The 26123-nt window shown below is 40.7% G+C and carries 21 protein-coding genes; 2 read left to right on the top strand and 19 right to left on the bottom strand.

Annotated features, from left to right (window positions below):
* Positions 1-109 precede the first annotated feature (109 nt).
* The 6 genes from fdxA to VF675_RS04750 all read right to left on the bottom strand — a co-directional run bounded on the left by fdxA (position 110) and on the right by VF675_RS04750 (position 6732).
* Complete coding sequence (gene fdxA, locus VF675_RS04775) at positions 110-433, bottom strand: ferredoxin FdxA (RefSeq protein ID WP_004973093.1); 324 nt, start codon at positions 431-433, stop codon at positions 110-112.
* A gap of 213 nt (positions 434-646) precedes the next feature.
* On the bottom strand, positions 647-3286 hold the full coding sequence (mutS, locus tag VF675_RS04770; RefSeq protein WP_096900922.1) for a DNA mismatch repair protein MutS: 2640 nt from the start codon (positions 3284-3286) through the stop codon (positions 647-649).
* A 550-nt stretch (positions 3287-3836) separates the two neighbouring features.
* Complete coding sequence (locus VF675_RS04765; protein WP_440204856.1) at positions 3837-5096, bottom strand: OmpP1/FadL family transporter; 1260 nt, start codon at positions 5094-5096, stop codon at positions 3837-3839.
* Positions 5097-5331: 235 nt separating this feature from the next.
* A complete protein-coding gene (locus VF675_RS04760) occupies positions 5332-5589 on the bottom strand; it encodes a helix-turn-helix domain-containing protein (RefSeq protein ID WP_004973099.1) in 258 nt (85 codons plus the stop codon).
* Between the two features lie 145 nt (positions 5590-5734).
* A complete protein-coding gene (locus tag VF675_RS04755; protein WP_440204861.1) occupies positions 5735-6169 on the bottom strand; it encodes a DUF2946 family protein in 435 nt (144 codons plus the stop codon).
* A 155-nt stretch (positions 6170-6324) separates the two neighbouring features.
* On the bottom strand, positions 6325-6732 hold the full coding sequence (locus VF675_RS04750; protein WP_440204855.1) for a rhodanese-like domain-containing protein: 408 nt from the start codon (positions 6730-6732) through the stop codon (positions 6325-6327).
* 243 nt (positions 6733-6975) lie between these two features.
* Here VF675_RS04750 and VF675_RS04745 point away from each other — a divergent pair, with 243 nt between their 5' ends.
* Positions 6976-7155 (top strand): hypothetical protein, encoded by a 180-nt coding sequence (locus VF675_RS04745; protein ID WP_096900920.1) that lies wholly within the window; start codon positions 6976-6978, stop codon positions 7153-7155.
* A 235-nt stretch (positions 7156-7390) separates the two neighbouring features.
* Complete coding sequence (locus tag VF675_RS04740; RefSeq protein WP_440204854.1) at positions 7391-8458, top strand: maleylacetate reductase; 1068 nt, start codon at positions 7391-7393, stop codon at positions 8456-8458.
* 74 nt (positions 8459-8532) lie between these two features.
* On the opposite strand, the gene VF675_RS04735 is transcribed toward VF675_RS04740, so the two are convergent.
* The 13 genes from VF675_RS04735 to prmA all read right to left on the bottom strand — a co-directional run bounded on the left by VF675_RS04735 (position 8533) and on the right by prmA (position 25939).
* Positions 8533-10527, bottom strand: a complete 1995-nt coding sequence (locus VF675_RS04735) for an esterase/lipase family protein (RefSeq protein ID WP_096900918.1) — start codon at positions 10525-10527, stop codon at positions 8533-8535.
* A 128-nt stretch (positions 10528-10655) separates the two neighbouring features.
* Positions 10656-11558 carry an ABUW_2363 family tetratricopeptide repeat lipoprotein gene (locus VF675_RS04730; protein ID WP_004973117.1) on the bottom strand — a complete coding sequence of 301 codons (903 nt, stop codon included), beginning with the start codon at positions 11556-11558 and terminating at the stop codon, positions 10656-10658.
* 174 nt (positions 11559-11732) lie between these two features.
* Entirely contained in the window at positions 11733-12530 is a 798-nt protein-coding gene (gene cysE, locus VF675_RS04725; RefSeq protein ID WP_004973118.1) for a serine O-acetyltransferase, read from the bottom strand.
* Positions 12523-13371 (bottom strand): RNA methyltransferase, encoded by an 849-nt coding sequence (locus tag VF675_RS04720; RefSeq protein WP_004973119.1) that lies wholly within the window; start codon positions 13369-13371, stop codon positions 12523-12525. Before VF675_RS04720 ends, cysE begins: the two co-directional genes overlap by 8 nt.
* Positions 13372-13399: 28 nt before the next feature.
* Positions 13400-16963 carry a DNA polymerase III subunit alpha gene (gene dnaE, locus VF675_RS04715; RefSeq protein WP_440204853.1) on the bottom strand — a complete coding sequence of 1188 codons (3564 nt, stop codon included), beginning with the start codon at positions 16961-16963 and terminating at the stop codon, positions 13400-13402.
* 244 nt (positions 16964-17207) lie between these two features.
* The gene (locus VF675_RS04710) at positions 17208-17903 is read right to left on the bottom strand and encodes a methionine ABC transporter permease (protein ID WP_004973122.1); all 696 of its coding nucleotides are present in this window, start codon (positions 17901-17903) and stop codon (positions 17208-17210) included.
* The gene (locus tag VF675_RS04705) at positions 17900-18925 is read right to left on the bottom strand and encodes a methionine ABC transporter ATP-binding protein (RefSeq protein WP_096900916.1); all 1026 of its coding nucleotides are present in this window, start codon (positions 18923-18925) and stop codon (positions 17900-17902) included. The genes VF675_RS04710 and VF675_RS04705 overlap by 4 nt, the downstream gene beginning before the upstream one ends.
* A gap of 74 nt (positions 18926-18999) precedes the next feature.
* Entirely contained in the window at positions 19000-19872 is an 873-nt protein-coding gene (locus tag VF675_RS04700; RefSeq protein ID WP_440204852.1) for a MetQ/NlpA family ABC transporter substrate-binding protein, read from the bottom strand.
* Between the two features lie 512 nt (positions 19873-20384).
* Positions 20385-21668, bottom strand: a complete 1284-nt coding sequence (gene purD, locus VF675_RS04695) for a phosphoribosylamine--glycine ligase (protein ID WP_225555698.1) — start codon at positions 21666-21668, stop codon at positions 20385-20387.
* A gap of 171 nt (positions 21669-21839) precedes the next feature.
* Positions 21840-23414, bottom strand: a complete 1575-nt coding sequence (gene purH, locus VF675_RS04690) for a bifunctional phosphoribosylaminoimidazolecarboxamide formyltransferase/IMP cyclohydrolase (RefSeq protein WP_440204851.1) — start codon at positions 23412-23414, stop codon at positions 21840-21842.
* A 92-nt stretch (positions 23415-23506) separates the two neighbouring features.
* Positions 23507-23776, bottom strand: a complete 270-nt coding sequence (fis, locus tag VF675_RS04685) for a DNA-binding transcriptional regulator Fis (RefSeq protein ID WP_001086304.1) — start codon at positions 23774-23776, stop codon at positions 23507-23509.
* Between the two features lie 389 nt (positions 23777-24165).
* Entirely contained in the window at positions 24166-25020 is an 855-nt protein-coding gene (locus VF675_RS04680) for a DUF3426 domain-containing protein (protein WP_004973129.1), read from the bottom strand.
* A 16-nt stretch (positions 25021-25036) separates the two neighbouring features.
* Positions 25037-25939: a 50S ribosomal protein L11 methyltransferase gene (gene prmA / locus VF675_RS04675; RefSeq protein WP_004973131.1), complete on the bottom strand. Its 903-nt coding sequence runs from the start codon at positions 25937-25939 to the stop codon at positions 25037-25039.
* Positions 25940-26123: the final 184 nt, after the last annotated feature.

Below are 26123 nucleotides of genomic sequence, written 5' to 3'. Positions count from 1 at the left end.
ATTCTAATCGAAAATGCTGGTTAAAATTTGAAAATATTGCAATCAAATGTGTGTTTTAGGTATAAAAAAAGATCAGCACAGGACTGATCTTTTTCACAACAAGACGAACTTACTTTTCTAAGTATTGTAATTTGTCTGGTTTGCCATTCCATTCTTCACGATCAGCAGGTTGATCGCCAATTTGTGTAATGTTTGGCCAAGTCTGTGAAAGTTCAGCATTTAGCTCGATAAACACTTCCTGACCTTCTGGTAATTCATCTTCAGAGAAAATAGCGTTGGCAGGACACTCTGGTTCACATAATGCACAGTCGATACATTCGTCTGGATTAATGACAAGGAAGTTCGGACCCTCGTAGAAGCAGTCTACAGGACAAACTTCAACGCAGTCTTGATATTTACATTTAATACAGTTTTCAGTGACAACAAATGTCATGGCGACAGCTACCTAAAAATATGGTTCTAATTCAGAATAGTCTATTTTAGGCAAAAATCACTACAACTAACAATCGCTTTTACTGATATTTGATATAGACAGTGCTGCTAAATTTGATAAAAGGGGGATAAAACCATCAAAAAAACTTATAAATGACAAAGACTCTCAATTGAGAGTCTTTGTTTAGCTCAAATATTTTAGAAATAACAGCGGCTAAGCGTTCAATTGTTCCTTTAAAGCATACAATTGTTCCAGCGCTTGTCGTGGCGTTAAATTATCGACATCTATACTGCGTAATAAATCTAAAGCAGGTGATGGTTTTTCTACCTCTATTACACGTTCAATCACTTCTGGTTCAGCTGAGCTTGTTGCTGGTGCAAATAGGTCATCTTGAACGGCTAAATTGACATTTTTGTGCTGCTGTTTTTCTAAAATTCTTAAACGGTTTTGCGCTTCTTTAATCACATTGGCTGGAATGCCTGCCAATTTTGCCACTTGCAAACCGTGACTTTGGCTTGCAGGACCTTGTTGAACTTTGTGCAAGAGAATCAGGTTGCCATTCATTTCTTTGGCGGTTACGTGGTAGTTATCCACCCCAGATTCTTTGCTTAATTCGGTCAATTCAAAATAATGCGTTGCAAATAGGCATAAACATTTGATGCGTTTGCTTAAATCCAACACACATGCCCATGCCAAAGATAAGCCATCGTAGGTACTGGTTCCGCGACCAACTTCATCCATCAGCACCAAAGACTGTGAGGTTGCATGGTGTAAAATTTGTGAAGTCTCAGTCATTTCGACCATAAAGGTCGATTTACCTGTCGATAAATCATCGGCAGAACCAATACGGGTAAACACGCGATCAATAGGACCTAATACGGCTGTTTGGGCAGGCACATAACTACCACAATAGCCAAGTAGGGCAATGAGTGCGGTTTGACGCATATACGTTGATTTACCGCCCATATTCGGGCCAGTAATAATTGCCAAACGATGATTGTAGTCGAGTAAAGTATCATTCGGTGTAAAGGCGGTTTTACTCAAGGCCTCAACAACAGGATGACGTCCTGCAGTAATTTTAATTCCAATTTCAGGGCTATATTCAGGGCGTGCCCAATTGCGTAAACGTGCTTGATGGGCAAAGTTTGCCAATAGATCAATTTGTGCAATCGCGCTGCTCATCATTTGTAATTGAGCAATGTCTTGGCGTAATTCATCCAATAGCATTTCAAATAGCATCTTTTCACGGGCTAAAGCACGGGACTCGCTAGACAGGACTTTATCTTCAAAACTTTTTAGCTCTGGGGTGATGTAGCGTTCTGCATTTTTTAAAGTTTGACGACGGATATAGTGTTCAGGTGCTTGCTCGGCTTGGGCGCGAGTGAGTTCAATGTAGTAACCACTAACACGGTTGTAGCCAATTTTTAACGTTGGGATACCGCTTTCTTGGCGCTCTTTGACTTCTAAATCAATCAGGAATTGCCCCGCATGATCACGGATTTTGCGTAGTTCATCGAGTTCACTGTCAAAACCCTCTGCAATGACATTGCCATCACGCAATAGTACAGGTGGGTTTTCTACAATTGCCTGCATCAGCCGTTGATGCAGTCCATGAAAATCGCCCAGTTCTTCATTCAGGTTTTGAATGAGTGCGGATTGTTGTGCAGAAACAATGGGCTGTAAGGCATGACGCAAATAGGGAATTTGCGCACAGGCCTGACGTAGTTGTACCAAATCACGTGGGCGTGCGCTACCGAGTGCGACACGACTCAGCACACGTTCAATATCACTAATTTCTTTCAGTACCAAACGCACAGGCGACTCATGGTAACCTTGTATTAAGGCTTGAATTGCATCCAGTCTTGCATCTAACAATGCCGTGTCACGCAAAGGTTGCATCAAGGTACGACTCAGTAAACGGCTACCCATGGCAGTTTGGCAATCGTTAATCAGTTGGAATAAAGAAGTGCCGTGTTCAAATAATGGTTCAACCAATTCCAAATTACGTCGGGTCACAGGATCAAGCGCAATAAAATCGCTGCTTTGTTCTAATTGAATACTGCGAATATGTGGTAAAGCCGTTTTTTGGGTTTCTTTGGCGTAGTGTATTAACGCTGCCGCTGCTGCTTTGGCTAAGGGCAAATGATCAATACCAAAACCTGAAAGTGACGATACAGCAAATTGATCACAAAGCGTTTTTTGTGCATTGTTCAGGTTGAAATCGACATTTGGGCGTTTAGTCACAGGGCAGTCAAGCTGCTTTTTAACCTGTTCAATAATATTCGGATCGACAATATCTTCATCGACCACAATTTCGCTTGGCATTAAACGAGAAAGTTCAATCGCGAGTTGTTCAGGCAAATAATCCATTTGCTGAACTTTAAAAATCCCTGCACTTAAATCCAGCAATGCGATACCAATTTGGTTTTGCTGTAAGCATAAAGAGACCAAGTTGGAAGATTGATGACTGTTGAGCAAGGCATCATCGGTGAGCGTGCCTGGGGTGATAATCCGTACTACTCCACGCTCTACAGGACCTTTGCCTGTCACCTCGCCAATTTGCTCACAAATTACCACGGTTTCGCCTTTTTTGACCAAGCGAGCGAGATAACCTTCAGCAGCATGATATGGCACGCCCGCCATTGGAATAGGTTTGCCACTAGTTTTACCACGGTGGGTGAGGGTAATGCCTAAAAGTTTGGCAGCTTTGTGTGCATCATCAAAAAATAATTCGTAGAAATCGCCCATGCGATAGAACATTAAAGAATGTGGATGTTCCATCTTCACCCGTAAGTATTGCTGCATCATTGGAGTGTGTGAAGATAGATCAGCCATGATTTCTGTCATGTTCATGCAGTTGAAGTCCTTTAATTTGAAGCGTAATTTAAGTGTAAGTATGTGACTAGCTTATTTTACGCCATCTTAGTCAAATTAGTGAACCTGCATGTCATTGTTGCTCGCTCTCTAACGAGTCGAACATCGAGCGGTTTAAGCTTTTAAATGGATAATATTCAATTGATCGGGTGTGTTAGTGAGCACACAGCCATAAAAAATATCGCCCATAAAATCTAAACCGACAGTTTCAAAAATGATATCGCATAGCTCAAAGAGCTTAGCTGTTGAAAATGTATGATTTGCGAAGTTAAAAGTGAAAATTATTGTGTCATTTGGCTGAATTTTACTGAGTTTTTCGTGTAATTCATCGTTATAAAAAGCATCGAAATTTGATTGTTTTCTATGGATTCATTTAGAAAGTAGTGCATGTTGTAACATTATGCTTTGCATGGTCTTATTTCTAGCTAAAAGCCGTACTTTGGAAAAACTTCATCACAATCAAAGTAAAAAGAGCCATCATCTTTTCAGATCATGGCAAGCTATTATTCAAACTCAAGCTATGTAGAACTTAAAAATTCAAACTATATGACACGCCCAAAATATTTTGGCTCATGCTTAAATTGGCTTCGCCACCACCAAAATCAGCGGGGATAGAGTTGTTACCTTGCACTGTTTCTTTGAGTGCGTGTGTATAAGCCACACTTACATTTTGTTGATCATCGAGTCGCCAAGTTGCACCAATACTTAAATGCTCTTGTACCACACCTGGTGCCAAAATATTTAGGAAGGTTTGATCATTTTTAACAGGCTGATCGTTATAGCTATAACCCGCACGTAAAGTCAGTTTTTCTGAGGCTTGATAAGTCGCTGAAATTTTATAGACATTGATGTCATCCCATCCAAAACCAGGACCTTGTGTTGTGCCAAATTTATTGTTTGCGAATAATTGATCCAGTTTATTGCCAACAGAATCTACATCTGAATAATTAATGCGTAAGTAATCTGTCGCGACTGATAAAGCAGGGGTAAGTTGATAATTTAAACCTAGACCATAGCTTTCAGGTACGTCAAAATCACCTTGTTTGGCAAATAAACCTTCATATTTCTTAAAGCGGCTGGCATTAATTTTAGATGAATAGCTTGCACCAAGGGTCAGTTTCTCATTTGGTTTTGCAGACCAGCCAATACGTGCACCTACACCGTATGAATCGTCATTGCCACGGTCGCTAATTGCTGCATCGTTGGACGAAGCACCACCAAATACATCACCAGCAAAACCTTGTGCGCTAAAACGTTGATATAAAATATTTGCAGCCAAAGCTATAGATTGATTTTCTGCATATTTCCAAGATAAAGCAGGTGAAATAAAGGCTTGGGTTAATGAAATACCTGCGCTTCCTGTATTATCATAAACTGCATAAGGATTATTTTTATAATTGGTATTCATGCCACCATTGCCATAAACCGCAATACCCGCAGTGACTTGTTCATTCACTGGGTGAACATAACCTACATCTGGAATTACAAAGTATTTACGGCTATTGCCATCATACTGACCATTTGCTCCATAACCATTTCCTGTAATTTCAGACTCACGATCTGGAGAGAAAATAGTTAAACCTGCATCAACACGCTTATCTAACCAGCTCAAACCCGCTGGGTTGCTTGCAATAGTCAGACTGTCCTGAAAATTGGCAATGGCTGTGCCTGCGTTTCCTTGAGATTTCACACTATATGCATGCATGAAATATCCTGTTGTTGCAAAAGCAGATGTTGAAAACAAAGGTGCGATAACAGCAATTGAGATAAAAGAAGATAGATATTTCATGAGAATATAGATCGAGTAAAAACAATATATGCGGCAGTATATTGAAAAGTTGTATTCTTGTATTTGAATATAAATTCATATCTTTATTCTATTTTTGAATATATAGCTATGAAACAGCAAGGGTATTCATTCTATATGTATATCAAAATGATGCTTCAACTCTTTTGACCAAAGAAGCTCCCTTGGGAGCTTCTTTATTGATTTACATTGCTTTAATTCATAATTATAAAGTGCTTTATGCCAAGTTTTCTAACACAAATTGTGGCGATTTAATAAATAATCGAATCAATGCTTGAGCAGAACTCGACGGTTGACGGACACCACGTTCCCAACTTTCTAAAGTTCGGGCAGAGATACACAATTTTGCCGCAAGTTCAGTTTGTGAAATATTCATTTTTTGTCGAACTTTAATGATCTGTTGTGCTAAATCCAAACAAGCCGTTTGCTCTACAGTATGATTCACATGATTATGACTGTGTTGAAGCAGATGCATAGTTATCTCCTCCTTAGGGTCGAATAAACAAGTCAATGAGTTATTAAAATAAGTATTGTCCTACAGCTGCATAAATTTGATACTGCAAAATTTACACTTTAGAGTGAAGCAAAGATGGCAACACTGTAAGAAATGATAAGAAAATTCAAGAGTCAAAACGAGGCGGAGCACGACCTTGTGGTAGAATAAAAAGCGGCTCAGTTTGAAATAGTGTTGGTGTAAACGATGTTTTAAAAGACAAAATCCGAATTTGCGTTCGGACTAAAATTGGTCTGAGTTTGTTTTCAAATAATGGTAGTGCAAAACTATAAACTAGACAGTATTCACATTCATGATCTGTATGCGCCGCATCTTCAGATGATGCATGTTCGTGTGAACTTTCAAGTTCCAATGCAACATGAGTCGCAGTTTCATGGTGTGTAGATGAATACGAAGAATGGGGTGCGGTGTGTTCTAAAAATAATGCTTGGGCAATAGTTTCACAGACAGAGGAAAAATGTTGTTTCTCTGGCAATAAAGGCTGTAGGAACACAGCGACTTGTAACAAGATTGCAAATAATCCTAGCAATCTGCCCAACATCATAAACACTGTATCAATCTTTTATTCAATTTATTCATGTAATACTATAACAAAAATGCCAATGATAAATATTGAAGTATTACACGAAGTTTTAATTAATATTTAACCTTAATATTGAGCGTTATTTAAGCACGCAGATTCAACAGACCCTAGTATCATCTTGTAAAAGAAACTGTCGGAAAACCTGCTTCCAGCCAAGCTTGCATACCACCTTGCATTGAATAGACTTTCTCGAAACCCATTCTTTGTAAGGCTTGAGTGGCAAGTGCAGAACGCGCACCAGTACCACAAAGTAAGTAAATATCTCGTTCAGCCAGATTGGTAAGGGCACGTTCAACATCGCAATAGTGGTTTACTACAGGGTGTTGTGCAATTTTCACTTCTAACATGCCGCGTGGAAAATTCACTGCACGGTCTATTGCACAAGCCTGATGTTCTTCAGGTTCTCGTACATCAATCAAAATAATATCGGGATGTTGCAAATATTTTTCATGCAATTCTTGCACGCTAATTTCTGTAATTTCACTTTTGGCTTCAGTGATTAGTTGATCTGGTGTTTTCATTCATCCACACTCATTTATTTTGAGTCTATATAATATAATCTTATATATTTAATAAGATTTTATTATTGTTAGCAAATGTGTCTGATCGAATATCGTTGTGATTTTCTATAAAAAACATTTTAAATCAGGTGTTTAAATCCTAATAAAATTTAAGCCATCAATTGATCAAAAAGTCATATCTTATTCAACTATAAGGTATATACTAGATTTAACACTTTTGTTCGATTGTTCAGGGGACGTAAAATGCCTGCAAGATTTTTTGGAATTTTTCTGGGTTTAATTGCAGCGGTATTAATCATTGGTGGATTATTCATCAATATGATCAGTGGTGAAGCTACCGTCGTGGAATACTGGATTTTATTGTTGCTTCCATGTTTCGGTGTGCCAATTTTATCTGCAGTGTGCCTAAAAGAAATTGACTAAGCACAAAAGTACAAGTTTTCTTTACATTAAAATTGATAGCTGATTTATTCATCGCATTTGATTTTAATAATACAAAAACCCATGAGATCATGGGTTTTTGTATTTATAGCAAAATAGTTTATCTCGAGTCTTTATGTGAATATTTGCAAAGCAGCGTTGCAGAATTGGGCTGTTCAGTAGCCTAGTCATAGTTATATGCTATTAAAATGTAACGACAATATTTAAGCTCAATAACATGCAAGCATTCCATTATCAGGCATTGCCAATCGATGTTCACTTTGGCGTAGGTCATCTGCAAAAAATCCAAGAGATTTTACGTCCTTATGCCTATCAGCGTATTTTAATTATTACTACTGCAGGGCAACAAGCCGCAAGCGAGCGTTTATTGGCACAAATCCAAGACATGGCTGTAGCGGTCTATCCTCATGCGGTGATGCATGTGCCAAAAGAGGTTGCAGATCAGGCCATTCAAGATGTGCAGCGTTTAGGAGTAGATTGCTGTTTGGCATTAGGCGGTGGCTCTGCGATTGGTTTAGCCAAAGCGATTGCCTTAGAAACTCATTTGCCGATTATTGCAATTCCGACCACTTATGCAGGTAGTGAAATGACAGCGGTGTATGGCATCACCGAAAACCAGCTGAAAACCACAGGCAAAGCAGCTCAAGTTTTGCCTAAAGTAGTGATTTATGATCCTGAATTGACACTCAACTTACCCACTGAAATTTCGGCATGTTCGGGCATGAATGCGATGGCACATGCAGTTGAGGCATTATATGCACAGGATAAAAATCCCATTGTAAGTTTAATGGCGCTAGAGGCGATTACTCAACTGGCACAGGCTTTACCTGAAATTGTGCAAGCGCCTCATAATATGCAGGCACGTGAACACGCTTTATATGGTGCATGGTTGGCTGGTGTGTGTTTGGGTTCGGTGGGGATGGCAATTCATCATAAAATTTGCCATAGCTTAGGTGGACGTTATCAGTTGCCACATGCGCAAACCCACGCCATTGTGTTGGCGTATTCAGTGTATTACAACCGACATGCAGATATTGCTGCAATGAATCAACTGGCAGCGGCTTTAAATGTGTCAGATCGGGAACAGTTGGGCTTGGCGATTTATCAGCTTAACCAAAGATTGAATATTCCAATGGCACTTAAAGATTTAGGATTACCCGAAACAGCACCTGCCCAAGTGGCACGTATTATCTGCGATAGTCCATATTATAATCCACGCGAATATGACTATGCCGAATTAGAGGCCTTATTGACCAAAGCTTATTGGGGACAAGCACCAATCTAATACTGCTGAGAAATAGCATGATAGATAAAAAACCGAAGCCACTTAGACTTCGGTTTTTTATTTGCCGTGACGGATTACGGTTTATACAAGCCTAAATCTTGCAAATGTAATCTAAGAATACGTCGCAGTTCCAATACAGCTTCTGGCGTTTCCTGAATGGAATGTCCGCCTTTAATAATTTTTTCTGAAACAGCGCCATCTAAGTGGGCACTGTTGTAATGCACCACATCGTCATTCATTAACAGATGCTCAGTGCTGTCGGTATTATTGCCAATAATACTGTGATATTTAAATCCTTTGACAGGCAAAATATCTTCAGTTAATTCCGTAAATTTGGAATTTTTACTTAAATCACTCGGTCCATTTTGAATGACGCCATGCCCAATTTCTTTGGTTAGATTTTTTAAATCGACTTCATGTTGCTGCAAGGTATCCGCAAACGCGCTTAAAAATGCAGTCGGTAAGCGAATGACTTTACGTGCTGCAAGGGTGAACCAGCGGTCTGCAAACTCTGTACCTTTATGCGGTGCAGCCAAGAATATTGCACGGTTAAAATTGGTGATGGGTTTAAGGCGCAAACGTGCTTGCAACAAAGGATCAGATTTAAAGCGTTCCAGACGTCGGTTTTTAAGCATTTGCATGGCAGGTTGAGTTAAATCAGTATCGCTGACCAACAAACGTGCCAAAATACCACCCATGCTGTGTCCAATTACTACAGCATCTTTTTTGGCTGCAGCAGAAGGACTGACCTGTTTAAAGCCTTGTTGAAGCAAGGCATAAATTTGGAAACGGCTTTCTAAAATTGGCATATTGGTCGAGTAAAACACTTGCCAGACTTGAAAGTTTTCCCGCAATACAGGATCGCCCATAATATCGTTGGTTAAGCGAATCCACGCTTCGGGGCTACTGGCCAAACCATGAATGAGGACAATGACTTTTTTATTCGGATTATACGGCTCAAGTAAGTACAAATGCGGCATACTGAGTCGTTCTTCACGATCAATTAAGGATAAATAAGCCGATTTACCTAAATTATTTTGCGCTAACCACAAGCCATAAGGTGCAGAAAAGTTAGCTGCAAGCGGGTAGTTCTTTTGTGCAATTTGGGCAGATTCATATTTATACGGATCATAAGCCTTGAGCTTAAAATGCGGCCGATTCAAAATATCTTCAATGGAATTGGCGCTATGTGGTTCTGCAGTGATTGTCGCGGCTAAATAGCGAGCTTGGTGAATATTTGGATTTTTTCCTGCAGGATAATCATATTTTAGCGGATCAATAATATATTTGCTTTTGCTCAGATCATCGTTTGGATTTTCAGGCAATACCACCAGAAATTCAGACCCAAAACCATCACGGCGCGTGACCGAGCGCAAACCCGAAAAGTTCAGGTTATAGGTTGACATCAACTGCTGAATTTTTTGTTGTTTCAGCTGCGGGTAGTACTCAAAATCAATGTCATAAATGCTGTTGCCAACACGAATTTGTTGTTGCAATTCATCGTGTTTATAGCGCAGCGCATAGCTGCTGACCAATTTGGCAATCGCCTGATTATAAAAATCCCGAATTTGGACTTGTCTGTTATCAAAAAGACGGTCTTGCGGCGCACGTTTGGTTTTAAACATGTAGGCGTAACTATAACGAATACTTTGATCGAGCATGTGCAATTGCTGATCTAAACATTGTTCATAATTGGCCTGATGAATTTTTTGTTGTTCTTCCGATCTTTTACTGTTCAGAATACTGATTTTACAGGACGATGAATTTGCCAGTTCAATCGCTTTCGCTAAATATAATTCACTGGCGGTTGAGAGCAGTTGTTCATCCTGAATTTGTGGGATTTGCTTGAGTGCACTCACACATTCTTCAGGTTTTTCGGCACAAATATTGGCTTCACGTCCTGTCATCGACAAGACATTTAAACTGGCTTCACTCAGTTTTTTGCGCGATAAAATACTATCACGTTCATTGGCAATACTAACTTTTAACGCCTGATTTTTAACACTGACCACCTGACAACCAGACAGCAGTGTTGTACTGAGCAATGCAGCAATCACAATTTTATTCATGGAAAGTCTGGCTTAATTTTTAAGATTTTTTTCCATCATACGTTTTTTTAAAGCTTTTTCAATTGCGTAGAAAGCAAAATAGACCGTCGAAACGGTCTATTTTTAGGTATTTTTGTATCGATTTTTTATTAAGTGCGTGGTGCGATCACTTGCCACACATTCCAGCGACCTTGCTTTTCAATTTCAGCAATCAAACGGTCAGCCACTTCGGCTTCTTGCGGGTATTTGATTTTATAGTTTTTCAAAGTTTGTACTGCATTTTTCTTTTGTTCCATGGCAATATAATTGTTTGCCGCAGACAAATAAGCTTCCTGCACACCTGCTTTCATGGCTTTGTCTAAATAAGGAATGGCTTCACGATGACCGCCACCTTCAGACAGACCGAAACCAAACCAGAAATTCGCTTCGGCATCTTCCTGATTAATTTTTAAGATACGCTGCGCATAGTTAAGTGAGCGTGTGGTGTAAACAGAGCCTAAGTCTAGGTTACGTGCCATAACACTGGCTTTAAATGCACGCATCAAAATATCAAAAGAGGCATTTTCATTGGCTGCCAAAGTGTCTAATTGTTGAGTCACTTCTTTGAGCTTTGCCTCGAAACCACGACGTTCCTGACGTTCGCTAAAACGTGGTGGATAGTGACGTGCTTTGCCTTCGACCAATTGTAAGAAGTCATCAATTTCGGTGATGTCAATTTCGTTTTCACCTGCCAAAACTGCAAACTTCAAGCTACGGGCATTGTTATTGACCGTAGGTACAATCAATTTGTTTTGATCTAAGGTAATGCTTTTGCTTGGATCATTTGGGTTAGTAACCACCATTTTAGTCACAGGCTGTGCTGCTGCTTTTTGTAGGTTAATTTCAAATGGTGGTGGGGCATCATAATTAAATGGATTTAAGGCATAGAATGGTGCACTTAATTCAGGTTCGGTAAATACGATAGGTGGTTTTACTTCTTGTTTTGGTGGTGCAACACAGGCGCTAACGAGCGTTGCGGCTAGAATACTGAGTGCCAAAGGCTTAAGAGTCATGGTGTTCTTCCGTTCAATTTATTTTAAAAGTGAGAGGTGATTGTGTCGGATTAAAATATTGCATGTCGGTCAGTCTAAGAAATCTGTTCCGAACATGCAATACAATTGAGGGGGCTTAGTTACACAGTGATACGAAGTTTTTTTAAGTATGTAGGATTGATCAAATAAACAGCCCTATTTACTTTGTGCTTCACACTCACGTCTAACATCTTCAATTATTTTTAATTCTTCTGCACTATAAGGTTGTTCATTTTGCTGTGGGTTTTTAAAGCTTGGGTCAAGTAAAGAGAGACGCTGACATAATAAATTCATACGTTTTTCATTTTGTTCCAAGCGATCTAGTAATACTCGCATGCCGTCCAATACTGGGTCAGATTGGTCCTGCGTTGCTGCATAAGGTTGGAAACCAATACTGGCAGCATAATCACGACGACGTGCTTCCTGATCATCGGCAGGTTTATTTTTCATAATAAAGCGCGCAGGGTTACCCACAGCAGTTGCGCCTTCAGGTACTTCTTTGGTCACAACCGCATTAGAGCCAACTTTGGCATTTTTATGTACGGTGAATGGGCCTAGAATTTTCGCGCCTGCACCGACTACTACGCCATCTTCCAAAGTTGGATGACGTTTGCCTTTATTCCACGTTGTGCCGCCTAAAGTCACGCCATGATATAAGGTGACATCATCACCAATTTCAGCAGTTTCACCAATCACCACGCCCATGCCATGGTCAATAAAAAAGCGACGACCAATTTTTGCACCGGGATGAATTTCAATTCCTGTAGCAAAACGGCTAAATGACGAGAGTAGACGTGCCGACCCCTTGCAGTCTTTGTTCCATAATTCATGCGCCACACGATGCATAATTAAAGCGTGAATTCCTGGATAAGTGGTTAAGACTTCAAGTGTATTTCGAGCAGCAGGATCGCGCGCGAAGACAGCTTGAATGTCTTCTTTGAGCTGTTTAAGCATTAGTTTGATCCTCGTCCTGTGTTGATGTAGATTTTTTCCATGAACCGTTATTCATTGCTTGTACGCGGCTAAAAATACCGCGAAGTAAATGGTATTCCATACGATCTAATTGTATACGTCCGAAAAGCCGACGCAAGCGCAAAGGCAATAATCGTGGATTTTTTGGATCCATAAATTCAATTTCTGCCAGCATTTTTTCTAAATGTGGATAGAACTGTTGCATTTGTTCATGGTTGACCAAAGGTTCATCCCATTGCATCGCTTCAGAATCTGTCACTTGCATCGTCGCTGCAGGATCGGCAATTTTTCCGACAATATCGATGGCAGCCATACGCATTTCATAGCAAATCACTTGAATGGCTTGAGCAACATTGAGCACACCATATTCTTCATTGACAGGAATCGTCACGTGATAATTCGCCAAAGCCAGCTCTTCATTGGTTAAACCACGATCTTCACGTCCAAAAATAATGGCAACATTTTGCCCATGCTGTGCCACAGCATTTAACGACTTTTCTGCCGCAGGGCGTGCATCTAAGAGTGGCCAAGGAATAGTACGACTACGTGCACTGGTGCCAAAGACCAAATGGCAGTCGGCAATTGCATCTTCGAGCTGTTCAACCACTTCAATCTGTTCAATTAAATCGGTTGCACCTGCCGCCAAAGCATCAATATCTGGATGCGGATAGGTTTTTGGATCAACCAAAACCAATTTACATAGCCCCATGGTTTTCATGGCGCGTAAGGCACTACCGATGTTGGCAGGCAGGGTGGTATTCACCATGACAATACGCACGTGGGAGAGGTGTGCGGCAACAGCTGCATTGTCGGTTTGACTCATAACAAATCCAGATGGGTTAAATTTTTAATTAAGAATATTGATCAACTTCGGTATGGTATAAATCCATAGCATCATCCATGCTCATATCAGCAGGTGGTGGAGCAATCGATGCAGGTTTCGCCACATCGACAGCTTTCGCGGCTTTGGATTTCACTTGATATTCGATATGCAGGCTTTCTTTACCAAAATAGTCACGCAATTTGACCAAGGCTTCATCTAAGGGTGCGATTTTCCACTGAATGCCCAAATGTAATTCTGCAGTGGCATAAGCATAGTCAAGGTGCAATAAAACAGGAATATGCGTGCATAAATCCACATTACAATAAGGCAGCAACATATTTTGTAAGTCTTGACTCAAGGTCTTGCTTAAATGTTCTGCATGCAAGTGAATTTGAATACTATTGGCGCGTTTTTGACGAATTTCATTCAAGCTAAACGCTTTGGTTAAGCGTCCCATTGGGCGGTCAAAACCTTCACGTTCGTAAATTTCGCCTTCAATCACCACCACTTTTTCAGTTTGTACAATATCTTTAAAGCGTTGGAAGCGCTCATGGTTGGCAGATACTTCAATACGTGCCGTACCATCATCTAAAGTGACCACCATCCGATTTGGGAAGTTGGCGACATCCACCACCAAGCCTGCAAAGACGGTGGTCACACCACGACGGGTTGGCGTCAGTTCATTAATTTTACTTGGAATAAAGGCTTTTAATTCATTGCGATAGACATCAATCGGGTGACCAGTGAGGTAAAGTCCAAGTGTGTCTTTTTCACCTTTAAGTCGGACTTCATCTGACCATGATTTTACAGGTTTGGCAGGCTTACGTTGTACTTCTTCAACTTCACCAAATAAATCCATGATGCCTGTTTCACGGTTGGAACGTGCTTGTTCCGCCGCTTGTACCGCTTCTGGCAATTGTGCCATTAAACTTGAGCGTTCGATGCCTAAACAGTCTAATGCACCCGCACGAATTAAGGCTTCAAGGGTTCGTTTGTTGATTTTTTTCAAATCAATACGATGACAGAAGTCAAATAAATCGCGGTATGGACCTTCTTTTTGGCGAGAATCAATCACCGATTGCATGGCTTGTTCGCCCACGCCTTTAATTGCGCCAAGTCCGTAGACAATGGTGCGTTCATCGCTGGCGTGGAAATGATACAAAGACATATTTACCGAAGGTGGTAAAACTTCCAGACCATTGTGGCGACAGTCATCAATCAGAAACACCACGTTATCGGTGTTTTGCATTTCCGACGACATTACCGCAGCCAAGAATTCGGCAGGGTAATGTGCTTTCAGCCATGCCGTCTGATAGGCAACGAGGGCATAAGCAGCCGCGTGGGATTTGTTAAAACCGTAGCCTGCGAACTTTTCCATATAGTCGAAAATATGGTTGGCTGTGGCGGCATCAATGTCTTTTTTCGCAGCACCTTCAATAAAGATTTGGCGCTGTTTCACCATTTCTTCAGGTTTTTTCTTACCCATAGCACGACGTAGTAAGTCCGCACCACCGAGGGTATAGCCTGCACAATACTGTGCCGCCTGCATTACCTGTTCCTGATAAACCATAATGCCGTAGGTTGGTTCAAGCACACCTTCTAGCAAAGGATGCAGATACTCAAACTCGCCACCGTGCATACGGTGAATAAAGTCTGGAATGAGATCCATCGGGCCAGGACGATACAAGGACACGAAGGCAATAATTTCCTCAAATTTGCTTGGGCGTGCTTCTTTCAGCATCTTTTTCATGCCCACGGATTCAAACTGGAATACCGCTGTGGTGTTGGCATTGGCAAAGACTAAATAGGCGTCTTTATCGTCCAATGGAATATGGGCAATATCTAGCGGTGTATCGGCTTGGATGCGTTTATTGATATTTTGTACTGCATCTTCAATAACCGTCAGGTTACGTAAACCCAAGAAGTCAAATTTGACCAAACCTGCCGATTCAACATCGTCTTTATCGTATTGTGCAACACGGGCGGTTCCATCAGCATCGCACATAACCGCAGAAAAGTCGGTGATTTTGGTTGGTGCAATGACCACACCACCTGCGTGTTTGCCTGTGTTGCGGGTAATGCCTTCAAGTTTTAAAGCCATTTCCCAAATTTCTGAAGCATCGTCATAGTCTGGGTTAGATGGATTGGTCACCACATCTTTCAGCTGTGGTTCGGCTTCAATTGATTCTTCCAAACTAAGCCCTAAAGGTTTAGTTGGAATCAGTTTAGAAATACGGTCTGCCAAACCATAAGACTTGCCCAAAACCCGTGCGACATCTCGAATCGCACCTTTGGCGGCCATAGTACCGAAAGTGGCAATTTGTGATACCGCATCACGTCCATAGGTGCGTGCCACATAATCAATGACTTTATCGCGTCCTGCAATACAGAAATCGACGTCAAAGTCGGGCATGGATACACGTTCTGGGTTTAAGAAACGTTCAAAGAGTAGTTCATAACGCAATGGGTCTAAGTCGGTAATTTTTAAGCTATAGGCGACCAATGAACCCGCGCCCGAACCACGACCCGGCCCAACAGGTACACCATTATTTTTAGACCATTGAATAAAGTCCATGACGATGAGGAAGTAACCCGGGAAGCCCATCGAATTAATAATATTAATTTCGTATTCAATTCGCTCATCATAAGGTTTGCGAATCTCTGCCCAGTCTTCATCGCGCTGCGCGACAGGATAGAGCACATTTAGACGTTCTTCTAAACCTTGTTTGGATAGGTGTGCGAAGTAGGTATCAATGGTGTGTCCTTCTGGAATTGGATAATCTGGAAGGAAATATTTACCCAATTGCAGCGTGACGTTGCAGCGTTTGGCAATGTGATAGCTGTTTTCAATAGCACTTGGAATGTCGGAAAATAATTCCGTCATTTCTACAGCGGTTTTAAAATATTGCTCAGGACTGTAAGTTTTAGGACGACGGTTATCTCCTAAAACATAACCTTCGGCAATGCAGACTCGCGCTTCATGCGCTTCATAATCTTCACGGCGGACAAAGTGCACATCATTATGTGCCACCACACCAATATTATATTTTTTAGCTAATTTAACTGCTTCGGCAATAAAAGCATCTTCATCGGGACGATCTGTACGGGTCAGTGCCAAATAAACCCGATTACCAAATTTTTCGATCCATTCTTCCAGCAACGGTTCGGCTTTTTGCGGATTGGACGTGATCAGCATTTTGCCGACATCACTTTGAATGCCGAGTAACAGAATCAGGTCATCGGCTTGTTCTAAAATCCATGCTTTATTGACGCAAGGGATGTTGAGTTGCTGACCTTCAATATAGCCACGCGACACCAATTCGGTCAGGTTACGCCAGCCGTGATTGTTCATCGACAATAAAGTCACACGATGATCGGCGTCATTTAAACGCAGCACTGAACCTAAAATCGGTTTGATGCCTTGCCCCAAACATTTGCCATAAAACTTTACGGCAGCGTGCAGGTTAGAGAGATCGGTCAATGCCAAAGCAGGCATTTCTTCATTGACTGCAGCTTTAATCAAGTCAGGTACGCGTACAATCGACTCGGTAATCGAAAATTCTGTATGTATACCTAAATGAACAAAGCGCATGAATCAGTCCCTTAAAAAATCACGGGTTAGTTTAGCATGCTCTGCTCAAGACAAAACATGCTGCAAAGTTTTTCCTACGGTTTTCGATGATCTTGACCGTATATCAAAATTTCAGTTTTTTGGATGTTGATATGGCGTGAATCACGTATGCATGGAGAAGGAGTGTGGTTTTAACCCCTTACACACTCATACGAGTAGCAAGGAGTTAAATGGTGAATCTATTTCTGATGTGTAGATGAAAGATTTATCTGAGTTTAGATAACCAATCGCCTAAACTTTGCACCAATTGCACTAAAATTAATAAGACCACCACGGTTAGCATCACGACACTACTATCAAAGCGTTGATAACCATAAGAAATAGCAAGGTCACCAATGCCGCCTGCACCGACTGCGCCTGCCATAGCAGTTGCGCCAATTAAGCTAATGGTGGCTGTGGTTAGGTTCAAAATGAGTGAGCTACGTGCTTCAGGTAAAATAAATTTGAAGATAATCTGTAAGGGTGTAGCACCCATTGCCTGTGCAGATTCGACAATCCCTTCATTGACTTCAAGCAGTGAAGTTTCTACCAAACGACCAATATACGGGCCGACATAAATGGTCAGTGGAACAATGGCTGCCCAAGTTCCGATGGATGTACCCACTAACAATTTAGTCAGCGGAATCACCGCAATCAATAAAATAATAAAGGGTAGGGAGCGTAGTGCGTTTACAATCGGGTTAAGCCCGTGATAAATCACACGGTTTGGCAAAATACCTGTCGGACGAGTCACTACAAGGGTAATGCCCTGAATAAAGCCCCAGATACAACCAAACAACATGGCAAAGAACACCATGTGAAAGGTCTCTTGTAAGGCTGTAACAAACTGGTCAATAGATAAAGAGCTTTTCCAGAAAGGCGCAGTTACTGAGGTCAGCCACTGTACAATTAAATCTCTCATGCTTGTACTCCTGACTGTTCAACTTCAACACCATTGGCTTGCAGAAATTCAAGTGCTTGTTGAATGACCCTTGCATCACCGAGCAATTGTATAAACATTTGCCCAATCACAGCGCCATCAATTTCGGTCATATTGGCAAATAAAATATTCAGGCTGATATCAAACTGTTTAATGACGGCTTGAATTACGGTTTCCTGAGCTGATTTACCTAAAAACTTCAGACAATAAATGCTGTGCTGATTTTGATTTTCCAGATTATTCAAAATATTGATAGGCAATTGCTGCTGCAACACGGTTTGAATAAAGCTTTTGGTGGTCGGATGTTGCGGTTGACTAAATATTTCTAGGGTTGAACCTGTTTCAATGACTTTGCCTTGTTCCATCACCGCCACATAATCACAAACCGATTCAATCACATCCATTTCATGTGTGACCATTACAATGGTAATGCCTTGTTCGCGGTTAATTTTTTTCAGTAATTCCAGCACAGATTTGGTGGTTTGTGGATCAAGTGCTGAAGTTGCTTCATCGCAGAGTAAAATTTTAGGATGATTGGCGAGTGCGCGGGCAATACCGACACGTTGTTTTTGTCCGCCTGAAAGTTCATCAGGGTAGGCGTCTTTTTTATGTTTTAAATCAATAAACTCAAGTAATTCATTTAAACGCTTTTCGCGTTCGGCTTTGTTCCAGCCTAACAGTTTCATCGGCATTTCAATATTGGCAGCCACAGTTTTGGTCTGCAATAAATTGAAGTGCTGAAAAATCATTCCAATATGGGCACGTTCTTGACGTAATTCGCGGGCATTGAGTGCAGTAAAATCTTTTTGATGAATGATGACTTGCCCAGCATTAGGACGCTCCAACAAATTGATCAAGCGGATTAACGTACTTTTACCTGCACCACTATAGCCAATAATGCCAAAAATACTGCCTGTTGGAATTTGTAGGTTAATTTGATCCAACGCACGCAGTGTTTGACCTTTGAGCTGATAGTGCTTTGAAATGTTTTTAAATTCAATCATATCGTCAAGAAATGTCCATAAATGAAAAAACAGGCAAAGTTCGCTTTGCCTGTTTTGTTTAACGCATTATATTACTATTTTGCTGCTTCAGTGAAATAGCTGACAGGTTTATTTACCGCAACTTTTGTTCCGCCAAAGTGCTGATCAATATATTGCTTCACCGCTTCGGTATGATACAACGCACCTACTTTTTGCAAGATTGGGTCATTTTGACGATCTGCAGCAGTCGCGAGAATGTTGACATTCATTTTTGTGCTCTGGTCAATTGGCTCGTAATAAATTGAATCTTTAAGTACGTTCAAACCACCTTCCATTGCAAGAGTGTTGCCCAAAACAATTGCATCGACTTCATCTTTTACACGTACAGCCGTTGCCATTTGAATCGGTTTGATTTGAATTTGCTTCGCATTTTCTACGATGTCTGCAGGCGTGCCTTGAACATTGTCAAAACCATCTTTCAGTTTAACCAAACCAGCCGATTGAAGTAATAACAGTGCACGTGATTCATTGGCACCATCATTTGGAATAGCAATGGTTGCACCTGTTTTGAACTCATCCAACTTTTTCACTTTGCTTGAGTAAATACCCATTGGCTCTAAGTAAGTTGTCGCTACTGGTGCAATTTGATCTTTATTGTTGGCATTAAATGCCACCATATAGGCATAAGATTGGAATGCGTTAAGATCAATTTCTTTATTTGCTACCGCCGTGTTCATTGACACGTAATCGGTGAAGTTTTTCACTTCAAGTTGAATACCTGCTGCTTTGGTTTTAGGTAAGTCGGCAATAAAACGCCAAATATCTGCATCTGAACCAGTCGATGCCATAGTGACAGTGTGTAGAGCAGAAGAATCTTTTTGTGCCGCGTCAGTCGCAGGCGCTTCTTGTTTGCCACAGCCAGCCAAGCCAACTGAAAGACCAAGTACAAGACCAAGGAGCTTTTTCATGAATATATCCCGAGCAAGTTTAAGCCGTGCCTAAAGTTGCCAATGATTGAGAAGAATCAAATCAGCACGATGGATGGAATCGCATGATGATGATTTTGTATGTTTCTCAAATATGTTGTAGGTATTGTTTGAGTACTGAAAAAGTCAGCCCACAGCTCAATCAATAATTTTGAGATGGATGGGCAATTCACTTTTTCAAAAGATGCACCATCATAACAATAAAAAATAATTCTATATAGTGCTGTGTATGTTATGCATATCACTGTTTTTACAACAGAAAGCGAATAAGTCAAAATAAGTTCTTATAAATAAATATATTCTGTAAAGATTGTGAATTTGAACAAGTGTTTAAATATTTGGGTGCTTTAGAATTTATTCTGAAATAGAAATATGAAAATAGCAATCAGGTGTTATTTAGGCTCATTCATCTATTGATGCCATAAAAAAGCTCGTACAGTGACGAGCTTTTTTATCGACTTAAATTTTTAGACTAAACTTTTAAACTAAAAACATTAAGCATTTTCACGAGCAATGGCACGATAACCAATATCTTTACGATATTGTACGCCATCAAAGGTAACTTTTTCACACAGTTCAAGGGCTTTGGCTTGCGCTTCGCCAATGGTATTACCGAGCGCAGTTACACACAGTACGCGACCACCATTGGTCACAATTTCACCATTGGCATTGCTTGCTGTACCTGCGTGGAATACTTTCGCATCAGCCATTTGAGTCTCTAAACCAGAAATCACATCACCTTTGCCTGAAGTTTCAGGGTAACCCGCAGTCGCCAATACAATCCCGACAGTTTTGCGTTCATCCCAGTCTGCTTCGGCAGGTAAGTTGCCTGCAATACCTGCTTCAACTAAATCTACCAAAGATGACTTTAAGCGCATCATAATTGGCTGCGTTTCAGGGTCACCAAAACGGCAGTTAAACTCGATCACTTTTGGTTGACCTTTGTCGTCAATCATTAAGCCAGCGTATAAGAAACCTGTATAAACATGACCGTCTTTTTTCATACCTTCAACAGTAGGACGCATCACTTCATTCATGGTTTTTTCAAATACGTCTGCAGTCACGACAGGGGCAGGAGAGTAAGCACCCATACCGCCAGTGTTTGGACCTTGGTCGCCTTCAAAAATACGCTTGTGGTCTTGTGAAGTTGCCATAGGGAGGATGTTGTCGCCATCAATCATACAAATGAAAGAAGCTTCTTCACCGGCAAGGAATTCTTCAATAACTACACGCGAACCCGCATCACCAAATTTGTTGCCTGCTAGCATGTCATCAATTGCATCGAATGCTTCTTGATTGGTCATCGCTACGATCACGCCTTTACCTGCAGCAAGACCGTCCGCCTTGATCACGATTGGAGCACCATTTTTTTCAACAAATGCTTTTGCCGCATCAACTTCAGTGAATACGTCATAGAATGCAGTTGGAATGTTGTGGCGTTTTAAGAAATGCTTGGCAAAGGCTTTAGAACCTTCAAGCTGCGCAGCAAACTGGGTTGGGCCCCAAATTTTTAAACCCGCTTCACGGCAGGCATCTACCACACCATTGACCAGTGGTGCTTCAGGACCAACAATGATTAAATCAACAGCATTATTTTTGGCAAAGTCGATGATTGCAGGGTTATTTTGAATATCTAACGCTACATTCTCGCATTTGTTTTCTGTTGCAGTACCCGCATTACCCGGTGCAACGAAGACTTTAGCGACTTTGTCATCTTGTGCGATTTTCCATGCCAACGCATGTTCACGACCGCCGCTACCTAAAACTAAAATATTCATCTAAAAATCCCTCAAAGAATAAAATCCCCCTAGCGAAGCTATGCTTTTCACCCTTGAAAAGGAAGGAGATTGTGCATAAAAACACAGTTCCCTTACGTGAAAAGTCCCCCTTTTATAAAAAAGGGGGATTTCGGAGGATTATTAAATACGACTTCTAATTAATGAGTTTAATTAGTGACGGAAATGACGCATGCCAGTGAAGACCATTGCAATACCAGCTTCATCTGCTGCTGCAATCGTTTCTTCATCACGCATAGAACCACCCGGTTGAATAATGCATTTGATACCAGCTTTAGCTGCGTTATCAATACCATCACGGAATGGGAAGAATGCGTCAGATGCCATTACTGCACCTTCAACCACTAAACCTGCATGTTCTGCTTTAATGGCAGCAATACGAGCAGAGTTTACACGGCTCATTTGACCTGCGCCAACACCAATGGTCTGACGGTTTTTCGCATAAACAATTGCGTTCGATTTTACGTATTTCGCAACTTTCCAAGCAAAGATCATATCGTCAATTTCTTGTTCAGTTGGTGCACGTTTGGTCACAACTTTTAAGTCATCTTTAGTGATCATGCCCAAGTCTTGATCTTGAACCAATAAACCGCCGTTGACACGTTTGTAATCCATTTGTGGAGCGCGTGCATCAATCGCAGGAAGTTCGCCACATACCAGTACACGTACGTTTTTCTTCGCGCCAGTCACTTCAAGTACGCCATCAGCAATGCTTGGTGCAATGATCACTTCAACGAATTGACGGTCTACAATCGCTTGTGCAGTCGCAACGTCTAACTCACGGTTAAACGCAATGATGCCACCAAATGCAGATTCAGGGTCAGTTGCATAAGCAAGGTCATAAGCTGCTTGAATACCGTCTAAAGAGACAGCAACACCACATGGGTTCGCGTGTTTTACGATCACACAAGCAGGTTTTGCAAATGATTTCACACATTCAAGTGCGGCATCAGTATCTGCAATGTTGTTATAAGATAATTCTTTACCTTGAAGCTGTTTCGCTGTAGAAACAGAAGCTTCAGTTGCAGCAGGGTCTACATAGAACGCTGCAGATTGATGCGGGTTTTCGCCGTAACGTAAATCTTGCGCTTTGTTCAATTGTGTATTGAATGTACGTGCAAATTGGTCAGCAGTACCTTCTTCTTTACCTACACGTGCACCTAAGTAAGAGGCGATCATGCCGTCATATTGTGCAGTGTGTTCAAATGCTTTCACTGCCAAATCAAAACGAGTTTCGTAAGACAATGCACAGTTGCTTTTCATTTCTGCAATAACAGTCGCATAGTCAGAAGCATTTACTACAATACCTACAGAAGCATGGTTTTTCGCTGCAGCGCGAACCATAGTAGGGCCACCAATGTCGATGTTCTCAATCGCATCTGCAAGTGAACAATTTGGTTTTGCAACAGTCGCAGCAAATGGATAAAGGTTAACAACAACCAAGTCGATGGCATCAATATTGTGTTCTGCCATGACTGCTTCGTCTAGACCACGACGAGCCAAGATACCGCCATGAATTTTTGGGTGTAACGTTTTTACACGACCATCCATCATTTCAGGGAAACCAGTATGCTCTGATACTTCTACGACAGCAATATTGTTGTCTTTAAGCAACTTATAAGTACCGCCAGTAGATAAAATTTCTACCCCAAGAGCAGCAAGGTCTTGTGCAAATTCAACAATACCTGTTTTGTCAGAAACAGAGATTAAAGCGCGTTTAATAGTCATGATCTTCGTCACAGTTTTCAATTACAGATTAAAACAAACTAGCAAAATGCAGGTAAAAAAAATGCCTGCGGAGGTCGCAAGCATTTTATCACTTATTCACTCATTAAACCGTGAGCTTTTAACTTTTTACGTAAAGTACCACGGTTTAGTCCAAGAATTTCAGCAGCGCGTGTTTGGTTACCGCGAGTGTATTCAAGAACAACAGATAAAAGAGGTTTCTCCATTTCTGCTAACACCATGTCATACACTTGTGAAGGTTGTTCACCTTGTAGTTGTGCAAAATAATGGCGAACTGCGCGATCTACGTGAATACGTAAAGCAACATCAGATTGTGCAGTAAAAATAGGAGATTTGCTATTCATGCGAATTAATCCGAAAATTAGATATCACTGGGATAAAGTGATATATCAATGTGGTCTATAAATTAAATGAACTCCGTTTTAGATCCTAAAACGGGAAGTTCTAAAACTGGAACATTTAGCTTGCCACAACTCTAGGCATTGGTCGAAATTTAAGCGTAACAATACATTAATAATTGTTACAGACCAAAATCAAAACAAAAAATCTACTCTGTACGCGATATATAAAAATAAAGCGCATTAGACAGATCTATATTTGTTGTGAATCTTGCGAGGAGTTTGCAGCACAAAGCTTTCGTGGCGCGTATGATACCATTGTATGAGAAAAAGTGAGCAAGAAAACTGCAATTTTTTTAATTTTTTTCGCTATTTTTTCACTATTTTTTTGTGAATTAAGGCTTGATAATTTCTAAAGTATAGGCATCGAAGTCGTTTCGTGATATTGGAACTAAAATGTCAAACTTAAATGGACTGTTTTTAGGAATACGTTGAATGCTCGAAAGACTTTCGACCAAATACTCCTGTGGGGAATAGATGTAAGTCGATAATGTTTGTTGTTTTTCTTTTAAAGTGACTTTGATATTAGGCAAAGCCAAGCTTTTATCATAGTAATTGATCAGCTCACCCGTAAATTGTGTATTCATACGATCTACACGTTTAACCTTCACGCGATTTGCTGAAATTAAGCTATAGCGTTCTTCTAAACTGCTACAGTTAAAAAATTGACAGACTTGGGTAAACACAGAATTCAGTGCAGGGCTGCTGTTTAAAAACTTTGGGTTAAACCACAAAATTTGGAAGATCAACAAGCCAATCAATAAAAGATTAATAATTCCCCAAAGTAAGTAGTAACCATTGCCATGCTTTTTTTCACTTTCAAGATCAGGCGCAGACAACTTCATGGCAGGAATGTTGCCAATCGGTTCAGTACTGAAATAATTGAGGTTATTCAGATAGGTTTTCAGATCAATATTGGAATGTTCAACTTTACGCTGAAAAATATCTAAAATATGTTGCGGTTGCGCAAGTTCAGCAGTTGCCTGCATAAAACTGCGGTTTTGAATGTGATGTAATTGTGATGTGACTGAGTTTTTATTTTGAGGAAAGGCAAATACCAAATGCGAAAGAGCATTAAAGGTATTGTCGCATTTAGGACAACAAACCATCCCTTGCGCAACGGTCAGCTGCGCAACGGATACTTTATAAACAGTTTGGCATTCAGGGCACTTGGTTTGCTTGTCACTCATAACTCAAAAATTACAGTTAGTGGGGATGGCGTTTCCCAGAAATTCGACACCAGTTTTCTTCACGTTTTTCGACTTGTACTATATCAAAAAATTCAGAATAAACACTAGAAACTTCAGCAACTTGCTCTTCAATTACACCTGCAAGTGCGAACTCGCCCTCAGATTTAATTAAAGTTGCAAACTCTGGCGCAAGCATCATCAATGGGCCTGCCAAAATATTGGCAACTAAAATGTCTGCTTTTTCATTACCGATGGTTTCATTGAACTCTTCTGGAAGTCCCACATATAAGTTTTTAAGTACACCGTTGAGTTCTGCATTTTGTTTGGTCGCTAAAACTGCTTGCGGGTCAATATCAGTCGCATAGACTTTTTTTGCACCGAGCAACAAAGCCGCTACTCCTAAAATACCTGAACCACAACCGTAGTCGATCACGACTTTATCTTTTACATTGGTTTTACCTAACCATTGCAGGCACAGGAACGTACTGGCATGGTTACCTGTACCAAAAGCCAAACCTGGGTCAAGTTTAATATTGACTGCATCTGCCTCAGGTGGTTCTAACCATTCAGGTACAATCCAGAATTTCTCTGCAATCTGGATTGGCTCGTAGTAATCCATCCATGAGCGTTCCCAAACCTGATCTTCCAAAAATTCACTGCGTAAAGGGGCATCTGGCATTTGCGCACGAATAAAGGTTTCTAAGGCTGCAACATCAATTTCTTCACCTTCGTCTTGTGCATAAATACCTGTCACAATGACTTTGTTCCAAAGTGGTGTTTCACCTGGCAGTGGCTCAAGTAAGTCCTGATTTTCCGCATCATCTAAGGTTACGCTGACTGCACCCAATGAACTGAGCAGGGTTTCAGTAAAATCGACTTGCGCTTGATCAACAGTAATATGTATTTGTAACCACTTCACGGAGATAACCTAAAATTTAATGCGAAAGCGCTATTGTAACTGAACTGCTGCAGACGCTGTTATTTTTTATTCGGATTGCGAAAGGGAAAACTCTATACGATTGGAAGTTTCAAATTCGCTTTATGCTTATAGTCGAATAATGTGACAAAAATATAACTCTAAAAAATATAAGTTAAGAATTTGT

The organism is Acinetobacter sp. Lyrl_1, assembly GCF_051948795.1.
Taxonomy (GTDB): Bacteria; Pseudomonadota; Gammaproteobacteria; order Pseudomonadales; family Moraxellaceae; genus Acinetobacter; species Acinetobacter towneri.
Note: the sequence above shows the minus strand (reverse complement) of the source record. Positions and strands in the feature narration are given on the sequence as shown.

Coding starts and splice junctions, on each gene's coding strand:
- VF675_RS04750 (WP_440204855.1), bottom strand. CDS start 6,732: ATGAAAACACCAGATCAACTAATCACTGAAGCCAAAAGTGAAATTACA.
- VF675_RS04735 (WP_096900918.1), bottom strand. CDS start 10,527: ATGAATAAAATTGTGATTGCTGCATTGCTCAGTACAACACTGCTGTCT.
- cysE (WP_004973118.1), bottom strand. CDS start 12,530: ATGCTTAAACAGCTCAAAGAAGACATTCAAGCTGTCTTCGCGCGCGAT.
- VF675_RS04705 (WP_096900916.1), bottom strand. CDS start 18,925: ATGATTGAATTTAAAAACATTTCAAAGCACTATCAGCTCAAAGGTCAA.
- VF675_RS04745 (WP_096900920.1), top strand. CDS start 6,976: ATGCCTGCAAGATTTTTTGGAATTTTTCTGGGTTTAATTGCAGCGGTA.
- purH (WP_440204851.1), bottom strand. CDS start 23,414: ATGACTATTAAACGCGCTTTAATCTCTGTTTCTGACAAAACAGGTATT.
- VF675_RS04730 (WP_004973117.1), bottom strand. CDS start 11,558: ATGACTCTTAAGCCTTTGGCACTCAGTATTCTAGCCGCAACGCTCGTT.
- VF675_RS04755 (WP_440204861.1), bottom strand. CDS start 6,169: ATGTTGGGCAGATTGCTAGGATTATTTGCAATCTTGTTACAAGTCGCT.
- VF675_RS04720 (WP_004973119.1), bottom strand. CDS start 13,371: ATGAGTCAAACCGACAATGCAGCTGTTGCCGCACACCTCTCCCACGTG.
- VF675_RS04765 (WP_440204856.1), bottom strand. CDS start 5,096: ATGAAATATCTATCTTCTTTTATCTCAATTGCTGTTATCGCACCTTTG.
- fis (WP_001086304.1), bottom strand. CDS start 23,776: ATGAATAGCAAATCTCCTATTTTTACTGCACAATCTGATGTTGCTTTA.
- VF675_RS04740 (WP_440204854.1), top strand. CDS start 7,391: ATGCAAGCATTCCATTATCAGGCATTGCCAATCGATGTTCACTTTGGC.
- dnaE (WP_440204853.1), bottom strand. CDS start 16,963: ATGCGCTTTGTTCATTTAGGTATACATACAGAATTTTCGATTACCGAG.
- purD (WP_225555698.1), bottom strand. CDS start 21,668: ATGAATATTTTAGTTTTAGGTAGCGGCGGTCGTGAACATGCGTTGGCA.
- fdxA (WP_004973093.1), bottom strand. CDS start 433: ATGACATTTGTTGTCACTGAAAACTGTATTAAATGTAAATATCAAGAC.
- VF675_RS04680 (WP_004973129.1), bottom strand. CDS start 25,020: ATGAGTGACAAGCAAACCAAGTGCCCTGAATGCCAAACTGTTTATAAA.
- VF675_RS04760 (WP_004973099.1), bottom strand. CDS start 5,589: ATGCATCTGCTTCAACACAGTCATAATCATGTGAATCATACTGTAGAG.
- VF675_RS04710 (WP_004973122.1), bottom strand. CDS start 17,903: ATGAGAGATTTAATTGTACAGTGGCTGACCTCAGTAACTGCGCCTTTC.
- mutS (WP_096900922.1), bottom strand. CDS start 3,286: ATGAACATGACAGAAATCATGGCTGATCTATCTTCACACACTCCAATG.
- VF675_RS04700 (WP_440204852.1), bottom strand. CDS start 19,872: ATGAAAAAGCTCCTTGGTCTTGTACTTGGTCTTTCAGTTGGCTTGGCT.